This window comes from Ruminococcus sp. B05, from assembly GCF_003628495.1.
Lineage (GTDB): Bacteria > Bacillota > Clostridia > Lachnospirales > Lachnospiraceae > Schaedlerella > Schaedlerella hominis.
Genome location: NZ_RBZR01000002.1, coordinates 255,064 through 274,053, shown reverse-complemented (window position 1 = coordinate 274,053; position 18,990 = coordinate 255,064). Strand labels below are relative to the sequence as shown.

Here is an 18,990-nt window from a genome sequence, read left to right as displayed (position 1 = left end):
AAAAATAAAGTGACTTTTCACACCAAGCTTGTCATTTTATTAACAAATATGTCATAAAGATGTGATAAAATGTTACATTTTTTGTTCAATGTATTGGAAAAGAAACAAAAACCAGAAGGGATTCTATGGACTTTTGAAGAATTTAGGGATATAATAAATTTACATGTGAAAGAATAACTTTTTGCAATGTACTATTTAAGGAGGAACAAGAAATGGCAAGAAAAATGAAGACCATGGATGGTAACCAGGCAGCAGCTCACGTTTCATATGCTTATACAGAAGTTGCAGCTATTTACCCTATTACACCATCATCTGTTATGCCAGAGCACGTTGACGAATGGGCTACAGAAGGTAGAGAGAATATTTTCGGACAGACTGTACAGGTAACAGAGATGCAGTCAGAGGCAGGAGCAGCAGGAGCAGTACATGGTTCCTTATCAGCCGGAGCATTGACAACAACATTTACAGCATCACAGGGATTACTTCTTATGATTCCTAACTTATATAAAGTAGCAGGAGAGCAGTTACCAGGTGTATTTAACGTATCTGCTCGTGCATTGGCAAGCCACGCATTGAACATTTTCGGAGATCATTCAGATGTTTATGCTTGTCGTCAGACAGGTGCTGCTATGCTTTGTGAATCAAGTGTTCAGGAAGTTATGGATTTAACACCAGTAGCACACTGTGCAGCATTGGAAGGAAAACTTCCATTTATCAACTTCTTTGATGGATTCAGAACATCTCATGAGATTCAGAAAATCGAGACATGGGATTACGAAGATCTGAAAGATATGGTTAACATGGATGCAGTTGATGAATTCCGTGCACATGCACTGAATCCAAATCACCCATGTCAGAGAGGTTCAGCTCAGAACCCGGACATCTTCTTCCAGGCAAGAGAAGCATGTAACCCATATTATGATGCGCTTCCAGGCGTTGTTCAGAAATATATGGACAAAGTTAACGAGAAGATCGGAACAGATTACAAACTGTTCAACTACTATGGAGCAGAAGATGCTGAGCACATTATCGTTGCTATGGGATCTGTTTGTGACACAATCGAAGAGACAATTGATTACTTAACAAAAGCCGGAGAAAAAGTTGGTGTTGTTAAAGTTCGTCTTTACAGACCATTCAGCGCAGAAGCTTTGATCGCAGCTATTCCAGACAGCGTTAAGAAAATTTCTGTCCTTGACAGAACAAAAGAGCCAGGATCACTTGGCGAGCCACTGTATTTAGATGTAGTTGCAGCACTTAAAGGATCTAAATTCGATGCAGTACCTGTATTCTCAGGACGTTATGGATTAGGTTCTAAAGATACAACACCTGCACAGATCGTAGCAGTATATAACAATGATGAAAAACCAAGATTTACACTTGGTATCGTTGATGATGTTACAAATCTGTCATTAGAGACAGGCAAACCACTTGTTACAACACCAGAAGGAACAATCAACTGTAAGTTCTGGGGTCTTGGAGCAGATGGTACTGTAGGTGCTAACAAGAACTCTATCAAGATTATCGGTGACAATACAGACATGTATGCACAGGCTTACTTTGACTATGATTCTAAGAAGTCTGGTGGTGTAACAATGTCTCACCTGCGTTTTGGTAAATCACCAATCAAATCAACTTATTTGATTCACCAGGCAAACTTTGTTGCATGTCATAACCCATCATATGTAAATAAATATAACATGGTTCAGGAATTAGTTGACGGTGGTACATTCCTTCTGAACTGCCCATGGGATATGGAAGGTCTTGAGGAGCATTTACCAGGACAGGTGAAAGCTTTTATTGCTAACCATGACATCAAACTTTACACAATCGATGGTATCAAGATTGGTAAAGAAATCGGACTTGGCGGACGTATCAATACAGTTCTCCAGTCAGCATTCTTCAAACTGGCAGCTATTATTCCAGAGGAAGAAGCAATTGACCTTATGAAGAAAGCAGCAAAAGCTACTTACGGAAGAAAAGGTGACAAGATTGTACAGATGAACTACGATGCTATTGATGCCGGTGCAAAACAGGTAGTAGCCATCGAAGTTCCAGAAAGCTGGAAAGATGCAGCTGATGAAGGTCTTTTCGCTCCACATGTAGATGAAGCAGGAAGAAAAGATGCCGTATCATTTGCTAAGAATATCCAGGCTAAAGTAAATGCTCAGGAAGGTAATACACTTCCAGTATCTGCATTTGCAGAGTATGTAGATGGTTCTACACCATCAGGAACATCTGCATATGAGAAACGTGGTATCGCAGTAGATATTCCAGTATGGAATCCAGATACATGTATTCAGTGTAACCGTTGTGCATATGTATGTCCACACGCAGTTATCCGTCCGGTAGCTCTTACAGAAGAAGAAGCTGCAAAAGCTCCAGAAGGAATCAAGACACTGGATATGATCGGTATGCCAGGAATGAAATTCACAATGACTGTTTCAGCTTATGACTGTACAGGATGTGGATCTTGTGCTAACGTTTGTCCAGGTAAGAAGGGTGAAAAAGCTCTTACAATGGCAAACATGGAAGAGAACGCTGGAGAACAGCAGTACTTCGATTTCGGTACAGAGATTCCTGTAAAACCAGAAGTTGTTGCTAAGTTCAAACCAGAAACAGTGAAAGGAAGTCAGTTCAAACAGCCATTGCTTGAGTTCTCAGGAGCTTGTGCTGGATGTGGTGAGACACCTTACGCTAAATTAATTACACAGTTATTCGGAGATAGAATGTACATTGCAAATGCAACAGGATGTTCTTCAATCTGGGGTAACTCTTCACCATCAACACCTTACACAGTAACTCCAGAAGGAAAAGGACCAGCTTGGTCTAACTCACTCTTCGAAGATAATGCTGAGTTTGGTTATGGTATGCTTCTTGCACAGAATACAATCAGAGACAGATTGAAAGGTAAAGTAGAGAAGATTGCTGAAGTTGCTGAAAAAGAAGATGTAAAAGCAGCAGCAAAAGAATATCTTGATACATTTACAAATGGAGCAGCTAATGGTGCAGCAACAGATAAACTTGTAGCAGCATTGGAAGCATGCTCATGTGACCTTGAAGAAAGAGCTGAAGTACTGAAGATGAAAGACTACCTGTCTAAGAAATCTCAGTGGATCTTCGGTGGAGACGGATGGGCTTACGATATCGGATTTGGTGGTGTTGACCATGTTCTTGCAAGCAAGAAAGATATCAATATCATGGTATTCGATACAGAGGTATATTCTAATACAGGTGGACAGTCTTCTAAAGCTACTAAGACTGGTGCTACAGCTCAGTTCGCAGCAGGCGGAAAAGAGACTAAGAAGAAAGACCTTGCAAGCATGGCTATGAGCTATGGTTATGTATATGTTGCACAGATTGCTATGGGTGCTGATTTCAATCAGACTGTAAAAGCAATTGCAGAGGCAGAGGCTTATCCAGGACCATCACTTATCATCGCATACGCTCCATGTATCAACCATGGTATTAAGAAGGGTATGAGCAAAGCTATGACAGAGGAACAGCTTGCAGTAGAATGCGGATACTGGAACAACTTCAGATTCAATCCAGCTGCTGAAGGCAATAAGTTTACTCTTGATAGTAAAGAGCCTAAGATGGAAGGATATCAGGACTTCCTGAACGGAGAAGTTCGTTACAACGCTCTGAAGAGAGCTAATCCAGAAAAAGCTGACAAACTGTTCGCAATCAATGAGCAGGAAGCAGCAGAGAGATATGATTACCTGAAGAAGTTAATCACACTCTATGGAGAAGAAGAGAAATAAGAATAAATTACTCGATGAGAATCGGTGATTAAAGAGAGACCGGCATGGAAACATGCTGGTCTTTTTTTATGCAATACGTTATAATATAAAATAGATTGAAAAGAACGGATTAGATAGAACAGGAGAAAAAATATGGGGAAATATATTATGGCGTTAGATGCCGGAACTACTAGCAACAGATGCATTTTATTTAATGAAAAAGGCGAGATGTGTAGTGTAGCACAAAAAGAATTTACACAGTATTTTCCAAAACCGGGATGGGTTGAACATGATGCAGGAGAAATCTGGTCAACACAGCTGCAGGTGGCACGTGATGCAATGAATAAAATCGGTGTATCGGCAGAAGAAATTGCGGCAATAGGTATTACAAACCAGCGTGAGACAACGATTGTGTGGGATAAAAATACCGGAAAACCAATCTATCATGCAATCGTGTGGCAATGCAGACGTACATCCAGATATTGTGATGAATTGAAAGAAAAAGGACTTACAGAGACATTTCGTAAGAAAACAGGATTGGTCATTGATGCATATTTTTCTGGAACAAAGGTAAAATGGATATTAGATAATGTGGAGGGCGCAAGAGAGCGTGCAGAGCGTGGAGAACTTTTGTTTGGAACAGTAGAAACCTGGCTGATATGGAAGCTGACAAGGGGCGCTGTTCACGTAACAGATTATTCCAATGCATCCCGGACAATGATGTTCAATATTAATACTTTAGAATGGGATGAAGAAATTCTGGCAGAACTTAGGATTCCGAAAAGCATGCTTCCACAGGCAAAACCATCCAGTGAGATTTATGGCGAGACAGACCCATCATTTTTCGGCGGACGTATCCCAATTGCAGGAGCGGCAGGAGATCAGCAGGCGGCATTATTTGGTCAGACTTGTTTTGAAAAAGGAGAAGCAAAAAATACATACGGAACAGGATGTTTTTTGTTGATGAATACAGGGGAGACACCGGTGTTTTCTGAAAATGGCCTGGTTACAACAATTGCCTGGGGAATTGATGGTAAGGTGAATTATGCTCTGGAGGGCTCAATATTTGTAGCAGGAGCAGCGATACAGTGGCTTCGAGATGAGTTGCGATTGATCGATTCGGCATCTGACACAGAGTATATGGCTCAGAAGGTTCCAGATGCAAATGGCTGTTATGTTGTTCCTGCATTTACCGGGTTGGGAGCCCCATATTGGGATCAATATGCAAGGGGCGCGATTGTCGGATTGACTCGTGGAGTAAATAAATACCACATTGTAAGAGCAACTTTGGAATCTTTAGCATATCAAGTAAATGATGTATTACAGGCAATGAAGTCAGATGCGGATTTGCAGCTGGCAACATTAAAGGTAGATGGAGGCGCAAGTGCAAATAATTTCTTGATGCAGACACAGGCAAATATCAGTGATGCTCCGGTTAACAGACCAAAATGCGTAGAGACAACAGCGATGGGAGCAGCTTATCTGGCGGGACTTGCAGTGGGATATTGGAAAGATAAAGAAGAAGTAGTAAAGAATTGGGCAATTGACCGCACATTTACGCCAAATATTGAAAGTGAAAAACGAGACAAAATGCTCCGTGGATGGAAGCGGGCGGTAGAGCGTTCTTATGGATGGGCAGAAGAGGAATAAAAAATGTTTGGATATGTGACAATTTGTGAACCTGAATTGAAGATGAAGGACTGGAGAAAATATCGTTCATATTATTGTGGGTTGTGTCGGACTTTAAAGGAGAGACATGGGAATGTTGGTCAGCTGACATTGACATATGATATGACATTTGCAGTGATACTTTTGACGTCCTTGTATGAGGTGAAAGGCCTGACTTCTTCACATAGATGTAAGACTCACCCGGTGAAAAAGCAGTGGATGATCCAGAATGAGATTACAGAATATTGTGCAGATATGAATGTGCTGCTTGCATATTATCACATGATAGATAACTGGCAAGATGAAAAGAAAGTAAGTGGATTACTTGCTTCGAAAACGCTTCATGGAAAAGCTAAGAAGATAGAGAAAAAATATAAAAGACAAAGCCAAGTGATTCGTAGAGAACTAAAAAAGCTGGCAGAGTATGAAAAGGAAAATTGTCAGAACATAGATTTACCGGCAGGGTGTTTCGGAAGGTTGATGGAAGAATTACTTGTGTATAAGGAAGATATATGGGAACCGACGCTTAGGAAGGTTGGGTTCTTCCTCGGAAAATTCATTTATATTATGGATGCATATGACGATTTGCAAAAGGATATGAAAGAGAAATGCTATAATCCGTTGAAGATATTGCGTTTTGAAGAAAATTTTGAAGAAAAATGTTACCAGATGCTTCAAATGATGATTGCGGAATGCAGCACAGCATTTGAGCAGTTACCGTGTCTGGTTGATGTGGAGATATTGCGAAATATTTTATACGCAGGTGTCTGGACGAAATATCGAAAAAAACAGATGGAAAAAGAAGAGAAAAAAGCGGATAGAAAGTAGACTTTTTTTTAAAAGTGGTATATGATTGTAACGTTACATTGATAGAAACATAATAGAATGGAGTATTAAATGACGAGTAAGAATCCATATGAAGTACTTGGGATTTCACCAAATGCTTCAGATGATGAAGTGAAAAGAGCATATCGTGATATGACGAGAAAATATCACCCGGATGCGAATGTGAATAATCCGCTGGCAGATTTGGCAGAAGAAAAATTTAAAGAAGTTCAGGAAGCTTATGATGAGATTATGAGACAGCGTGCACAGGGAGGATATCAGTCTAATGGCGGCTATCAGGGCGGAGGATACAGCTATAATAGTGGATATGGAACAGAACAGAATCCACAGATACAGGCTGTTTATAATTATTTGAATGCAAGACGATATCCAGAAGCGTTGAATGTTTTGAATGGAATGAACAACAGAGATGCCCAGTGGTACTATTTAAGTGCCGTTGCTAATGCAAATATGGGGAATAATCTGATTGCACGTGATCAAGTGAATCAGGCTGTAAATATGGAGCCGAACAATCAGCAGTATCGTCGATTGTTAAACCAGCTAGAGTGGAGTGGACAGCGTTACCAGAACAATCCATATGGAGCAGGTTATGGCAGAAATACGGATTCTTGTGGAACAGGGAATGCGTGCTGTGATCTTTGGATTGCAGATACGCTTTGTGAATGTATGGGAGGCGATCTTTGTCCATGCATGTAAAAGCTAAGAAAATAGCGATTGGCGGTTTGATGCTGGCATTTTCAATTGTCAGTATGTTACTAGGCAATATATTGGAATCGAATACTGTATTTTTTCTTGCACTGGCGTCATTTTTTGTGGGAATTATAATCCGAGAATTTGGTATGAAGACAGGATGTGCATTTTATTTGGCGGGAGTACTGCTTGGAGTGATTGTTGTGCCAAATAAATTATATGTAGTTACTTATGCCGCTATGGGAATTTATATATTATTGTCAGAAAGTGTCTGGAGACAGATTAGGAAGATGCTTGGCAATAATACAATGTTTAGCATAGAGCAATACAAAGTGGCATTATGGGTGATTAAATATGCAATATTTAATTTGATGTATATTCCGGCAGTGCTTGGATGCAGCAAATTATTATTTGGAAAACAACTGTCTGCAGGCATGACGATTGGAGTGTTGATTGCCGGTCAGATTGGCTTATTTATCTATGATAAAGCATATGATTATGCAGTAGGAACAATTTGGAATAAGATAAGAGGAAAGCTTTTCAATTAAGGCTTTCCTTTTTTAGAAGAGGAAAAAATGAAAATATATACAGCACCTTTGGAAGGAATTACCGGACATGTGTTTCGAACAGCACTTTATCATCATTTTGGCGGAGCTGATAAATACTTCATCCCATTTATCAGACCAAATCAAAATGGTAATTTTAGCACAAGAGAAAAACAAGATATTATGCCGGAGAATAACTTGAATATGTATCCTGTTCCGCAGATTTTGACAAATAAAGCGGAAGATTTTCTACGGACAGCAGAAAAGCTAGAAGCATATGGGTATAAAGAAATTAATTTGAATCTGGGATGTCCGTCAAAAACGGTGATTTCAAAAATGAGAGGATCCGGATTCTTAGCGTATCCGGATGAATTGGAACAATTTTTAGATGAGATTTTTAGGAAGTGTAAATTAGAAATTTCTATCAAAACCCGAATTGGAAAAGAAAGCCCGGATGAATTTGTTAGATTGTTAGACATTTATAATAAATATCAGATGAAAGAACTGATTATACATCCGCGTGTACAAAAGGATTTTTATAAAAATCATCCGAATAAGGATGTATTTGCAGAAGCATTGAAAAAGAGTAAAAATCCAATTTGTTATAATGGAGATATATTTACAAAAAATGATTACGAAGAATTTAGAAAAGAATTTCCGACGGTAGACTGTATTATGTTGGGAAGAGGTCTGTTGAAAAATCCTGGGCTTATCAGGGAAATTAAAGAAAATAAACCGGTAGACAAAATATCCTTAAGAGCATTTCATGATGAATTGTATGCAGGATACAAGGAAGTACTCTCAGGGGACAAGACAATTTTATTTAAAATGAAAGAATTATGGAGCTTTCTTGGACCTATTTTTACCAATTATGAAAAATATGTCAAAAAGATTAAAAAATGTGAAAAACTGTATAAGTATGACGAAGCGGTAGAAAAATTGTTTCAAGAGCAAGAACTGGTAAGATGAATAGTTATCTCAGTCGAGAAGACTCCCACCTCTTTAGGTGGTGAGTAATAGCAAATTTGTCTCAGTGGGAGTCCAATCTCCGACTGAGATAAACGCTCCGCGAGGATGCGCAGTGATTCTGCTAGGGATATATCAGCTTCGCTGACCAGAATCACGCGCCAAGTCTCACGGACGTTCGACTTGAATTTAAGATGAAAAAAACACACCCAACAGCTATTCAATTATTTTATTGCCAATTTATTGTGTTTGATTTATAATTATTTTAATAAATTTTGATAATGATTTCAAATAAGATAGGGATGATGCCGATGGTTAAATAACATACATTGTTACTGTTAATAAAAAAGAGAGGTATAAGTATATGAAAAAATATTTGTATTTATTATGTGGGTTAGCCTTAGTGGCAATATTAACTTTTAATTCTTGTTTTACTTCTAAAGCTGAAGAACCATCTGGAGAAGAAAATACTATCATTATGACGGATGACTTAGCTTTATCATTAGCTCAAAATTTTGCTGAGTCAACAAATAATACTAATTTAACAGCACTAAATCCAATAAAATTCTATGATTCAACTGGTCAGGCAATAGGTTATATTGTTGAGTATTATCAGAACAATATTCCTCACGGATATGTCATTTTTGACTCAAGGTTAGATGATTTAATTTGTGAATATTCATTTGAAGAAAATTCTGTTAGTCCGTATGCTGCTTGCCGTCAAAAATGTAATGTCCGTTCCTCCATTGATTCGAAAATTTATAAATTAGATGCATTAACGTATGGAATACAGGATTCAAATAACAAATTAGTAACAAACTCGAATAAAATATTGGATGTACCTGATACTTTAGAAAATACTCGTTCAAAAGATCCAAATACTTGGAATGATATTTTTATAAATAATATTTTCCCAGAGTATACGGTGGTTGATATTGGTCATTTGCCTACATTTATAGCCTTTCCGGAAAGTTACTACGAACAAAATACAGGTCACTATGCCTGTGCAGTAACTGCATTGTATCATTGTGCAATGTTTTATGGATGTGTCAGTGGAAATACAAACACTATAAGAGATGAATATATGGAATTATGGGATTTAACTGGTACAACACAAACCAATCAGGAATCTCAAAATGGAATAATATATGGAGCAACTAATTATAATTCTTCTCCAGCAGGACTTGTAACATTTTGTGCAAGGAGAGGCGTTTCATTAAGTTCATCTGTAATTGCCAATCCTACAATGGAAACGTTTAAAAACAGTATTAATTCTGGAAATATATCAAATTTATCTGTTGGTATTTACACAGACAATGGATATGAAGGTCATCAGATGACTGTTGAAGGATATACTCAATTAAAAAATGCTAGTACTGGAAACATAGTAGATACAGTGATGGTTGCTGATGGTTGGTTTTCTAATGTCCGTTATGTTAATTTAGAATTTCCAAATTACACAAGACTTCACGCCATATTGTTTAGTAGGTAGACAATACTATGAAAAAATTATTATCTGTATTACTTTTTACAATTTTGTCAATAATAGTAGGAGCTTCAATATTGAGTACTGAAAATAAAAATCAATCCACAAATATAGAAATATCACAAATGTCAAATGCACATCTTTTATCAGAAACAGGAACTTTATTAGAATACCATCCTGATAAAAATGAAGCTATAGTACAAATAGATAATTCTGATAAGCGTTTTTTATATGATAAAATTATTTTAATTTTAAATGGACCTACAAGTCAATATAAGATTGATTCATCAATGATTGGTGAGAAAATCAAATTTTCTTATTTTAACAGCACCCCAACTGATAAACCAACCTTAGATATCTATTTAATTGACAAAGTTGAATATTAAATTGTATACAGTTTTATCAGTGATACATCTAAAAATTATTACTATCAATCATAATTTTGGAACCTTTCATAGTGGGTGTAGTTTCCAATATATTTGCAATTAGTTAGATGAAAAAACAGTGACAACTAATCTAAAGAAATTCTCAGAAGGGATACTCCTGGGGATTTCTTTTTTGCGTAAATATTATCTTGTTGGCATCATAGAATGTGTATTTTTCTATTGTTATTTCATTCTTTTCTTAGTATTCCAAGAGAATATTTTTAAATAATACATCTATTATTTAATGCCTTTTTCCTTTAGTATATTTTTAAAATCATTAATAAAAATTTGTCCAACGCCTATATTTTCTAATTTTTTAATCGAATCCTTAACATCATTTGCTAAGAAGTTGCAATCTGCATATGTTGCGATAAAGTTAAGCGTATCCCACTCCGTTAAAGGTAAAATTCCATCTACATAATATGTGCGACATGAATATTCGCAGATACCAAGATTCAAATGTTTTCGGATTTTCATTTTCTTTAAATCAGATTTTGTTATTTTGATTCTTATAAGTATATCACCATATGTCATATATGGAAGAAGATATTTTTTATCTGTAAAGAAAAAAAGACCATATTTTGAATAACATTTATCATGAATCCATGTGTTTTCCTTATGTTTTATGAATCTTGTTGAATTCCCAAAGCTATTTTTTGTGGCTCTTGCATATTTATAAGCATAAATTATTTCACTACCCTTAAATAAATTTTTAATATCTTTCGAATCCAAAGGTGTTCCTTTTTGCTTGATAAATTTTTTCTTCATATAGAGCTCCTTTCTTTTAACTATGCTTATATTTTATATCATCATGCATATATAAATAAACGTTCGAATTGTTGAATGATGAAGCTGATAGTCTTGTCTTTTATTGTACCATAAAGATATGTAAACACTACCAAAAAATGGAATGAGAATATGTGAAAAACGACCATTGAAAATCAATATAATACATAGTATTTTGTATACACGTATTTTTGTATTGATAATTATTATGTATAAAGGTTGGTGCGGTTTTACATGGAAAAGAAAAAATATAAACATATTACAGAATATGAGCGTATACAGATTGAAGCATTACGAAGAGCAGGTCGAACTATAACACAGATAGCAGAACAGTTACAGAAGAATTATTCTTCTATATGGAGAGAATTACAGCGTGGAAAATATATACATAGAAATAGTGAATGGATAGAGGAAGAACGCTATAGCTCTGATATTGCACAAGAGAAATGTGATAAAAATAAACTTGCACATGGCAAAGGACTAAAATTAGGCAAGGACTATGAATTTGTAGAATATATTGAAAGGAAAATATTAAAAGAGAAGAAATCTCTGCAGGCAGCTTTATATGATATAAAACGTGAAAATTTAGTTTTTGACACAGAGGTATGCTTGAGTACGCTCTATAATTATGTTCGATCAGGAATGTTCTACAACATAACTATGAAGGATATGCCCTTGCCTAGAAAGAAAAAAAGGAAAAACAAAAAACTAAAAAAACAAAAACGAGCAAGTGCAGGTACAAGTATTGATCAGCGTCCGGAAGAAATTAATAACAGAGAAACAATTGGACACTGGGAAATGGATAGCGTTGTGGGTCCTCAAGGTAAATCAAAGAAAACATTTCTGGTTCTAACAGAACGTAAGAGCTTAAAAGAAATCGTTGAACCATTAAAAGACCATACTGCAGTTGAAGTAGTTCGTGCGTTAGATCGTCTTGAGCGTGAATTAGGAGAGAAAAAGTTCAGGGAAACATTTAAGTCGATAACTGTTGATAATGGTGTGGAGTTTAGTGATTTTGAAGGTATAGAGCGTTCAAGAAGAAATAAAAAGAAAAGAACCACAGTATATTATTGTCATGCTTATCGTTCCTGCGAACGTGCCAGAAACGAAAATCAGAATCGTTTCATAAGAAGATTCTATCCAAAAGGGACGAACTTCGACCATATTACTCGGAAAGAAGTGAAAGGAATAGAAGCATGGATGAATGACTATGCAAGAAAAATATTTGATGGAAAGACGGCAGGAGAAGTATATGAAGCCTTTCAAGAGGAGGAGATGGAGATGAGAACGGCATAAGATAAAGAAAGTGAATATTGTAGGGTAAGCCTTTGAACAAGTGGTGTTTAAAGGGTTAATTGACGTACCATTAATTTTATGTTCTAATTAATTTATACGCTCTGAACAAGCAGAAAAATCAACATAACTTTAGGAAAATCAGGTGCAAAATAGAAAATTAAAATTTTTAAAAAAACTTGTGCGGTAACTCTTGACATGTGCAATGAAAAAAACAAGATGACACTTCCCTAGTAAAACAGATGATAAAATGTTATAATGGGCGTTAGCAAGTGATAATTCGAAAGGAGAAAAGCAGATGAATATCAAAGACTTGAATGCATATGAATTGATTCAAGAAGCAGATTTGTCGGATATTAAATCGAAAGGATATCTGCTAAAACATAAAAAAAGCGGGGCAAGAGTTCTGCTTATGGAAAATGATGATGAAAATAAAGTTTTTACGATTGGATTTCGTACACCACCTTCAGATAGTACAGGTGTGCCGCATATTATGGAACATTCGGTTTTGTGTGGGTCGAAAAACTTCCCAGTCAAAGACCCGTTTGTAGAGTTGGTAAAAGGCTCATTGAACACATTTTTAAATGCGATGACATACCCGGATAAGACAGTATATCCGGTTGCAAGCTGTAATGACAAAGATTTTCAGAATCTGATGCATGTGTATATGGATGCCGTGTTTTATCCAAATATTTATCAGCATGATGAGATTTTCCGTCAGGAAGGTTGGAGTTATAAATTGGAAGATGCTGCTGAAAAACTGGAGTACAATGGTGTTGTATACAATGAGATGAAGGGTGCATTTTCGTCACCGGAAGGAGTGCTGGATCGTGTGATACTAAATTCATTGTTCCCAGACACTTCTTATGCAAATGAGTCCGGAGGAGATCCGGAGGTGATTCCGGAACTTACGTACGAGCAATTTTTAGATTTCCATAGAAAATATTATCATCCTTCAAACAGCTATATTTATCTATATGGCGATATGGATATGGTGGAAAAATTGGAATGGTTGGATAAAGAATATCTCTCAACATTTGATAAAGATAAGGTTGATTCGGAAATTCAATATCAGAAGCCATTTGATAAGGTTATCGAAGTAGAACAAGAGTATTCAATTTCCAGCGAAGAATCGGAAGAAGACAACACATATCTTTCATACAATAAAGTAATTGGAACAAGTCTGGATGAAAAATTGTATCTTGCGTTCCAGATATTGGATTATGCGTTGTTATCCGCTCCAGGAGCTCCACTGAAAAAAGCTCTTATGGATGCAGAGATTGGAAAGGATATCATGGGTTCATATGACAATGGTATTTATCAGCCAATCTTCTCTGTTATTGCGAAGAATGCAAATGTAGAGCAAAAAGAGAAGTTTATACAAGTTATAGAAGATACATTACGTGATATTGTCAACAATGGTATGGATAAGAAAGCGTTGGCAGCGGGAATTAATTATCATGAATTCCGTTTCCGTGAAGCAGATTTTGGTAATTATCCAAAAGGATTGATGTATGGTCTTCAGTTGTTTGATAGTTGGTTGTATGACGAGACAAAACCATTTATCCACATGCAGGCGATTCCAACATTTGAATTTTTAAAGAGTCAGCTGGATACGGATTATTTTGAAAATCTAATTCAAAAGTGGTTGCTTGACAATACACATGGATCAATTGTGGTAATCAAGCCAGAGCAGGGAAGAACTGCAAGAATGGATAAAGAACTCGACGAGAAACTTCAGGCATATAAAGCTTCCTTAAGTGATGAAGACATCCAGAATCTTGTAGAACGTACAAAACAGCTGGTTGAATATCAGGAATCGGAAGATTTAAAAGAAGATATGGAGAAGATACCGGTTCTTGGACGCGATGATATTTCAAAAGAGATTGCACCGATCTATAACGAAGAAATAAAAGTTGGAGATGTACAGATGGTACATCACAATGTTGAGACAAATGGAATCGGATATGTAACTTTGATGTTTGACCTTTCAGAGGTGGAAGAGAAACAACTTCCGTATCTCGGCTTATTACAGGCAGTACTTGGTATTATTGATACGACACATTATGAGTATGGAGAGTTGTTTAATGAAATCAATGTGCATACTGGTGGAATCGGAACATCATTGGAGCTTTATCCAGATGTAAGACATGTAAAAGAAAAAGCATTCCGTGCAACATTTGAAATAAAAGGTAAAGCATTATATCCAAAGATGGATGTTTTGTTTAAAATGATGAGAGAGATTCTGATGGAATCTAAGCTTGATGATGAAAAGCGTCTGAAAGAAATTCTTTCAATGACAAAATCTCGCTTGCAGATGGGATTCTTATCATCGGGACATACAACAGCTGCATTACGTGCTCTTTCTTATGCATCACCGTTATCGAAGTTCAAAGATGATACGGATGGAATCGGTTATTACGAAGTTGTAAAAGATATTGAAGAACATTTCACAGAGAAGAAAGATGAGCTAATTGCTAATTTGCAAAAGCTGGCAAGACAGATTTTCCGCACAGATAATATGATGGTAAGTTATACTTCTTCTACAGAAGGTCTGGACGTTGTTAAAAAAGAAATTGAGAAGCTTGTAAGTGGAGAAATTACGCTTAACATTGGAACAACAAGAGAAGAGGCGAAATGTGTTCTGCATTGTAAGAAACGAAATGAAGGGTTCAAGACATCTTCGAAAGTTCAGTATGTAGCAAGAGTAGGTAACTTTATTGATGGTGGAGCAGAATATGACGGAGCTTTACAGATTTTGAAGGTGATTTTGAGTTATGATTATCTCTGGCAGAATGTGCGTGTAAAAGGTGGTGCATATGGTTGCATGAGCAATTTTAACCGTCTTGGAGAAGGATATTTGATTTCTTATCGAGATCCAAATCTGGAACGTACAATGGAAGTATATGAAGGTGTTGTGGATTACCTGAAGAATTTTACGGTAGATGAACGCGATATGAATAAATATATTATCGGAACAATGAGTAATATTGATCGCCCGATGAATCCGGCAGCGAAGGGTGATCGTTCGATGAATTTATATATGAACCATGTTTCAGCAGAAATGATCCGTAAAGAAAGAGCAGATATTTTAAATGCACAACAGGAGGATATCCGTAAACTTGCAAAAGTGCTGGAGGCAATGCTTGCTGCAAAACAGATTTGTGTTATCGGAAGCGAAGAAAAGATAGAAGCACAAAAAGAAATGTTTGATGAAGTGAGAGCATTATTTTAATAATTTTAAAACGGAGGATAATCTATGAAAGAAAACTTTAAGTCTGGGTTTGCAACCTTGATCGGTCGTCCAAATGTTGGTAAGTCGACATTGATGAACCAGTTGATCGGACAGAAGATTGCGATTACATCCAATAAACCTCAGACAACGAGAAATCGTATTCAGACAGTTTTAACAACAGAAGAAGGACAGATTGTGTTTGTAGACACGCCGGGAATTCATAAAGCAAAAAATAAGCTTGGTGAATACATGGTCAATATTGCAGAGCGTTCGTTAAATGAAGTGGATGTCGTTCTTTGGCTTGTTGAGCCATCTACATTTATCGGCGCAGGTGAAAAGCATATTATCGAGCAGCTGAAAAAGGTAAAAACTCCGGTTGTATTAGTCATTAATAAAATCGATATGGTAAAAAAAGAGGAAATTCTGACATTTATAGATGCATATAGAACAGAATATGATTTTGCGGCTATCGTTCCGGTTTCGGCGAGAAACGGAGAGAATACAGATGAACTGGTAAAAGTGATTTTACAGTATCTTCCTTATGGACCGCAGTTTTATGATGAAGAGACAGTGACAGATCAGCCAGAGCGTCAGATTGTGGCAGAATTGATCCGTGAAAAAGCGTTACATTGTTTACAGGATGAGATTCCGCACGGAATCGCAGTTGCGATTGATCGTATGAAGATGGAAAAACATGTAATGCATATTGATGCGACAATTATATGCGAAAGAGACTCTCATAAAGGAATTATTATCGGTAAGCAAGGCAGTATGCTGAAGAAAATTGGAAGTACAGCACGTTATGAGATTGAGCGTATGCTGGATTGCAAAGTAAATTTAAAATTATGGGTGAAAGTACAGAAGAACTGGCGCGACAGTGACTTTTTGATGAAAAACTTCGGGTATCGTCAAGACGAGTATTAAATATCAGAGGCGGCGTTTTATCTTTTGTAATTGTACCAGACATAGTTTAGAAGGGATAGAACGTGAATCAGATTACAATGACCGGGATGGTGCTGCAAACGGCACCCGTTGGAGAATATGACAGAAGAGTAGTCATTTTGACAAAGGAACAGGGAAAAATATCTGCATTTGCCAGAGGAGCAAGAAAACCAAATAGTCCACTTGTTGGAGCGGTTAATCCGTTTACATTTGGTCAGTTTACTCTATATGCAGGACGCAGTTCATATACGATTCAGTCTGTACATGTAGAAAACTATTTTTCGGAATTAAGAGATGATATTATTGCAGCCTATTATGGTTTCTATTTTATGGAATACGCAATGTATTTTACAAAAGAAGCAAACGATGAGCGGGAGATGCTAAAGCTGCTTTATCAGACATTGAAGGCTCTGACCAATCCAAACATACCGAATCGACTCATTCGATATGTATTTGAATTGAAAGCATTATGTATTAACGGACAGGCCCCACAGGTATTTCAATGTACTTGTTGTGGAAGTACGGGACATTCTATGGTGTTTAGTCCAAGAAAAGGTGGATTGGTCTGTACAGAATGTGACGGAGATGTCATTGATGGAATGCGGTTAAATAATTCTACATTGTATACACTTCAATATGTGGAGAATAGTAAGATTGAACATTTATATACATTTATTGTGAAAGAAAATGTTTTAGATGAACTGGGAAGATTGATGGAAAGATACAATGATCTGTATGTAGATAAGAGGTTTAAATCACTGGAAATTTTGGAAACATTATTGTAATTTGATGAAGCTGTCGGAAATTACATCTGGAATGTTTACAAAAACAAACAGAACAGCTATAATAGGAAACAATTGAGAATTCAATCCGATGGAATTATGATCGGTGAAATCAAAGATTAAAAGAATGTGAGGAACAAATACTATGGCAGAAAAGACAATGGACAAGATTGTAGCTCTTGCAAAATCAAGAGGCTTTGTGTATCCAGGTTCTGAGATTTATGGAGGACTTGCGAATACATGGGATTATGGTAATCTTGGAGTTGAACTGAAGAATAATGTAAAGCGTGCCTGGTGGAAGAAATTCATCCAGGAATCACCATACAACGTAGGGGTAGACTGTGCGATTCTGATGAATCCACAGACATGGATCGCATCTGGACACTTGGGAGGATTCTCTGATCCACTTATGGATTGTAAACAGTGTCATGAGCGTTTCCGTGCAGATAAATTAATTGAAGATTATTGTGCAGAGCATGGAATTGAGATTGAAGGTGCTGTAGATGCATGGTCACAGGAAGAGATGACAGCATTTATTGAAGAACATAATGTTCCATGTCCAACATGTGGAAAACATGATTTTACAGATATCCGTCAGTTCAACCTGATGTTCAAGACATTCCAGGGAGTAACAGAAGATGCGAAGAACACAGTATATCTTCGTCCTGAGACAGCACAGGGTATTTTTGTAAACTTTAAAAATGTACAGCGTACATCAAGAAAGAAAATCCCATTTGGAATCGGACAGATTGGTAAATCATTCAGAAATGAGATCACACCGGGTAACTTTACATTCCGTACAAGAGAATTTGAACAGATGGAGCTGGAGTTCTTCTGTGAACCTGGAACAGACTTGGAATGGTTTGCATATTGGAAAAAATTCTGTCTTGACTGGCTGAGCTCTTTGGGCTTAAAAGAAGACGAAGTAAGATATCGTGATCATGATCAGGAAGAACTGTCATTCTACAGTAAAGCAACAACAGACGTAGAATTTTTATTCCCGTTTGGATGGGGCGAGCTTTGGGGAATCGCAGACAGAACAGATTATGACTTGTCACAGCACATGGAAGTATCGAAACAGGATCTGACATATTTTGATGATGAAAAGAAAGAAAAATATATCCCATATGTTATCGAGCCATCACTTGGAGCAGACCGTATGGTACTTGCATTCCTTTGCAGTGCATATGATGAAGAGGAGATTGGTACAGAAGAGAAACCGGATACACGTACTGTACTTCATTTCCATCCAGCACTGGCACCGGTTAAAATCGGAGTACTTCCACTTTCTAAAAAACTGAATGAAGGTGCAGAAAAAGTATATAATGAATTATGCAAGACATATAACTGTGAATTCGATGATCGTGGAAATATCGGAAAACGCTATCGTCGTCAGGACGAGATCGGAACTCCGTTCTGCGTAACATATGATTTTGATTCGGAAGAAGATGGAGCAGTAACAGTTCGTGATCGTGATACGATGGAACAGGAAAGAGTTAAGATCGAAGATCTGAAAGCATATTTTGAGAAAAAATTTGAGTGGTAAAAATAATACATGAATATATCAGCCTGGTAAGATTTTTAAA

At 36.9% G+C, this 18,990-nt stretch carries 14 protein-coding genes; 13 read left to right on the top strand and 1 reads right to left on the bottom strand.

Annotated elements, in window-relative coordinates:
* Positions 1-212: 212 nt before the first annotated feature.
* The 8 genes from nifJ to D8Q48_RS04205 all read left to right on the top strand — a co-directional run bounded on the left by nifJ (position 213) and on the right by D8Q48_RS04205 (position 10,327).
* Complete coding sequence (nifJ, locus tag D8Q48_RS04240) at positions 213-3,761, top strand: pyruvate:ferredoxin (flavodoxin) oxidoreductase (RefSeq protein ID WP_121055549.1); 3,549 nt, start codon at positions 213-215, stop codon at positions 3,759-3,761.
* A gap of 132 nt (positions 3,762-3,893) precedes the next feature.
* Positions 3,894-5,390: a glycerol kinase GlpK gene (glpK, locus tag D8Q48_RS04235; protein ID WP_121055547.1), complete on the top strand. Its 1,497-nt coding sequence runs from the start codon at positions 3,894-3,896 to the stop codon at positions 5,388-5,390.
* Positions 5,391-5,393: 3 nt separating this feature from the next.
* Positions 5,394-6,236, top strand: coding sequence for a DUF5685 family protein (locus D8Q48_RS04230; protein ID WP_118688609.1), 843 nt, complete (start codon positions 5,394-5,396; stop codon positions 6,234-6,236).
* A gap of 69 nt (positions 6,237-6,305) precedes the next feature.
* Complete coding sequence (locus D8Q48_RS04225; RefSeq protein WP_022074562.1) at positions 6,306-6,950, top strand: J domain-containing protein; 645 nt, start codon at positions 6,306-6,308, stop codon at positions 6,948-6,950.
* On the top strand, positions 6,941-7,492 hold the full coding sequence (locus tag D8Q48_RS04220) for a hypothetical protein (RefSeq protein ID WP_121055545.1): 552 nt from the start codon (positions 6,941-6,943) through the stop codon (positions 7,490-7,492). Before D8Q48_RS04225 ends, D8Q48_RS04220 begins: the two co-directional genes overlap by 10 nt.
* A 27-nt stretch (positions 7,493-7,519) precedes the next feature.
* Positions 7,520-8,458 (top strand): tRNA-dihydrouridine synthase family protein, encoded by a 939-nt coding sequence (locus D8Q48_RS04215; RefSeq protein WP_118723965.1) that lies wholly within the window; start codon positions 7,520-7,522, stop codon positions 8,456-8,458.
* 361 nt (positions 8,459-8,819) lie between these two features.
* Complete coding sequence (locus tag D8Q48_RS04210; RefSeq protein ID WP_118723964.1) at positions 8,820-9,947, top strand: hypothetical protein; 1,128 nt, start codon at positions 8,820-8,822, stop codon at positions 9,945-9,947.
* Between the two features lie 8 nt (positions 9,948-9,955).
* A complete protein-coding gene (locus D8Q48_RS04205; RefSeq protein WP_243116220.1) occupies positions 9,956-10,327 on the top strand; it encodes a hypothetical protein in 372 nt (123 codons plus the stop codon).
* A 276-nt stretch (positions 10,328-10,603) separates the two neighbouring features.
* On the opposite strand, the gene D8Q48_RS04200 is transcribed toward D8Q48_RS04205, so the two are convergent.
* On the bottom strand, positions 10,604-11,134 hold the full coding sequence (locus D8Q48_RS04200) for a hypothetical protein (protein WP_118723963.1): 531 nt from the start codon (positions 11,132-11,134) through the stop codon (positions 10,604-10,606).
* 252 nt (positions 11,135-11,386) lie between these two features.
* Here D8Q48_RS04200 and D8Q48_RS04195 point away from each other — a divergent pair, with 252 nt between their 5' ends.
* The 5 genes from D8Q48_RS04195 (at position 11,387) to D8Q48_RS04175 (ending at position 18,950) form a co-directional block, all read left to right on the top strand.
* Positions 11,387-12,448: an IS30 family transposase gene (locus D8Q48_RS04195; protein WP_121055543.1), complete on the top strand. Its 1,062-nt coding sequence runs from the start codon at positions 11,387-11,389 to the stop codon at positions 12,446-12,448.
* Positions 12,449-12,743: 295 nt separating this feature from the next.
* Complete coding sequence (locus D8Q48_RS04190; protein ID WP_121055541.1) at positions 12,744-15,680, top strand: insulinase family protein; 2,937 nt, start codon at positions 12,744-12,746, stop codon at positions 15,678-15,680.
* 24 nt (positions 15,681-15,704) lie between these two features.
* Entirely contained in the window at positions 15,705-16,604 is a 900-nt protein-coding gene (era, locus tag D8Q48_RS04185) for a GTPase Era (protein WP_118723960.1), read from the top strand.
* A 62-nt stretch (positions 16,605-16,666) separates the two neighbouring features.
* Positions 16,667-17,407 carry a DNA repair protein RecO gene (gene recO / locus D8Q48_RS04180; RefSeq protein ID WP_022074567.1) on the top strand — a complete coding sequence of 247 codons (741 nt, stop codon included), beginning with the start codon at positions 16,667-16,669 and terminating at the stop codon, positions 17,405-17,407.
* Positions 17,408-17,549: 142 nt separating this feature from the next.
* Positions 17,550-18,950 carry a glycine--tRNA ligase gene (locus D8Q48_RS04175; RefSeq protein ID WP_022074568.1) on the top strand — a complete coding sequence of 467 codons (1,401 nt, stop codon included), beginning with the start codon at positions 17,550-17,552 and terminating at the stop codon, positions 18,948-18,950.
* Positions 18,951-18,990 lie beyond the last annotated feature (40 nt).

Excerpts from the sequence above, each read along its gene's own strand:
- nifJ (WP_121055549.1), top strand. The coding sequence starts at position 213 with ATGGCAAGAAAAATGAAGACCATGGATGGTAACCAGGCAGCAGCTCAC.
- glpK (WP_121055547.1), top strand. The coding sequence starts at position 3,894 with ATGGGGAAATATATTATGGCGTTAGATGCCGGAACTACTAGCAACAGA.
- D8Q48_RS04230 (WP_118688609.1), top strand. The coding sequence starts at position 5,394 with ATGTTTGGATATGTGACAATTTGTGAACCTGAATTGAAGATGAAGGAC.
- D8Q48_RS04225 (WP_022074562.1), top strand. The coding sequence starts at position 6,306 with ATGACGAGTAAGAATCCATATGAAGTACTTGGGATTTCACCAAATGCT.
- D8Q48_RS04220 (WP_121055545.1), top strand. The coding sequence starts at position 6,941 with ATGCATGTAAAAGCTAAGAAAATAGCGATTGGCGGTTTGATGCTGGCA.
- D8Q48_RS04215 (WP_118723965.1), top strand. The coding sequence starts at position 7,520 with ATGAAAATATATACAGCACCTTTGGAAGGAATTACCGGACATGTGTTT.
- D8Q48_RS04210 (WP_118723964.1), top strand. The coding sequence starts at position 8,820 with ATGAAAAAATATTTGTATTTATTATGTGGGTTAGCCTTAGTGGCAATA.
- D8Q48_RS04205 (WP_243116220.1), top strand. The coding sequence starts at position 9,956 with ATGAAAAAATTATTATCTGTATTACTTTTTACAATTTTGTCAATAATA.
- D8Q48_RS04200 (WP_118723963.1), bottom strand. The coding sequence starts at position 11,134 with ATGAAGAAAAAATTTATCAAGCAAAAAGGAACACCTTTGGATTCGAAA.
- D8Q48_RS04195 (WP_121055543.1), top strand. The coding sequence starts at position 11,387 with ATGGAAAAGAAAAAATATAAACATATTACAGAATATGAGCGTATACAG.
- D8Q48_RS04190 (WP_121055541.1), top strand. The coding sequence starts at position 12,744 with ATGAATATCAAAGACTTGAATGCATATGAATTGATTCAAGAAGCAGAT.
- era (WP_118723960.1), top strand. The coding sequence starts at position 15,705 with ATGAAAGAAAACTTTAAGTCTGGGTTTGCAACCTTGATCGGTCGTCCA.
- D8Q48_RS04175 (WP_022074568.1), top strand. The coding sequence starts at position 17,550 with ATGGCAGAAAAGACAATGGACAAGATTGTAGCTCTTGCAAAATCAAGA.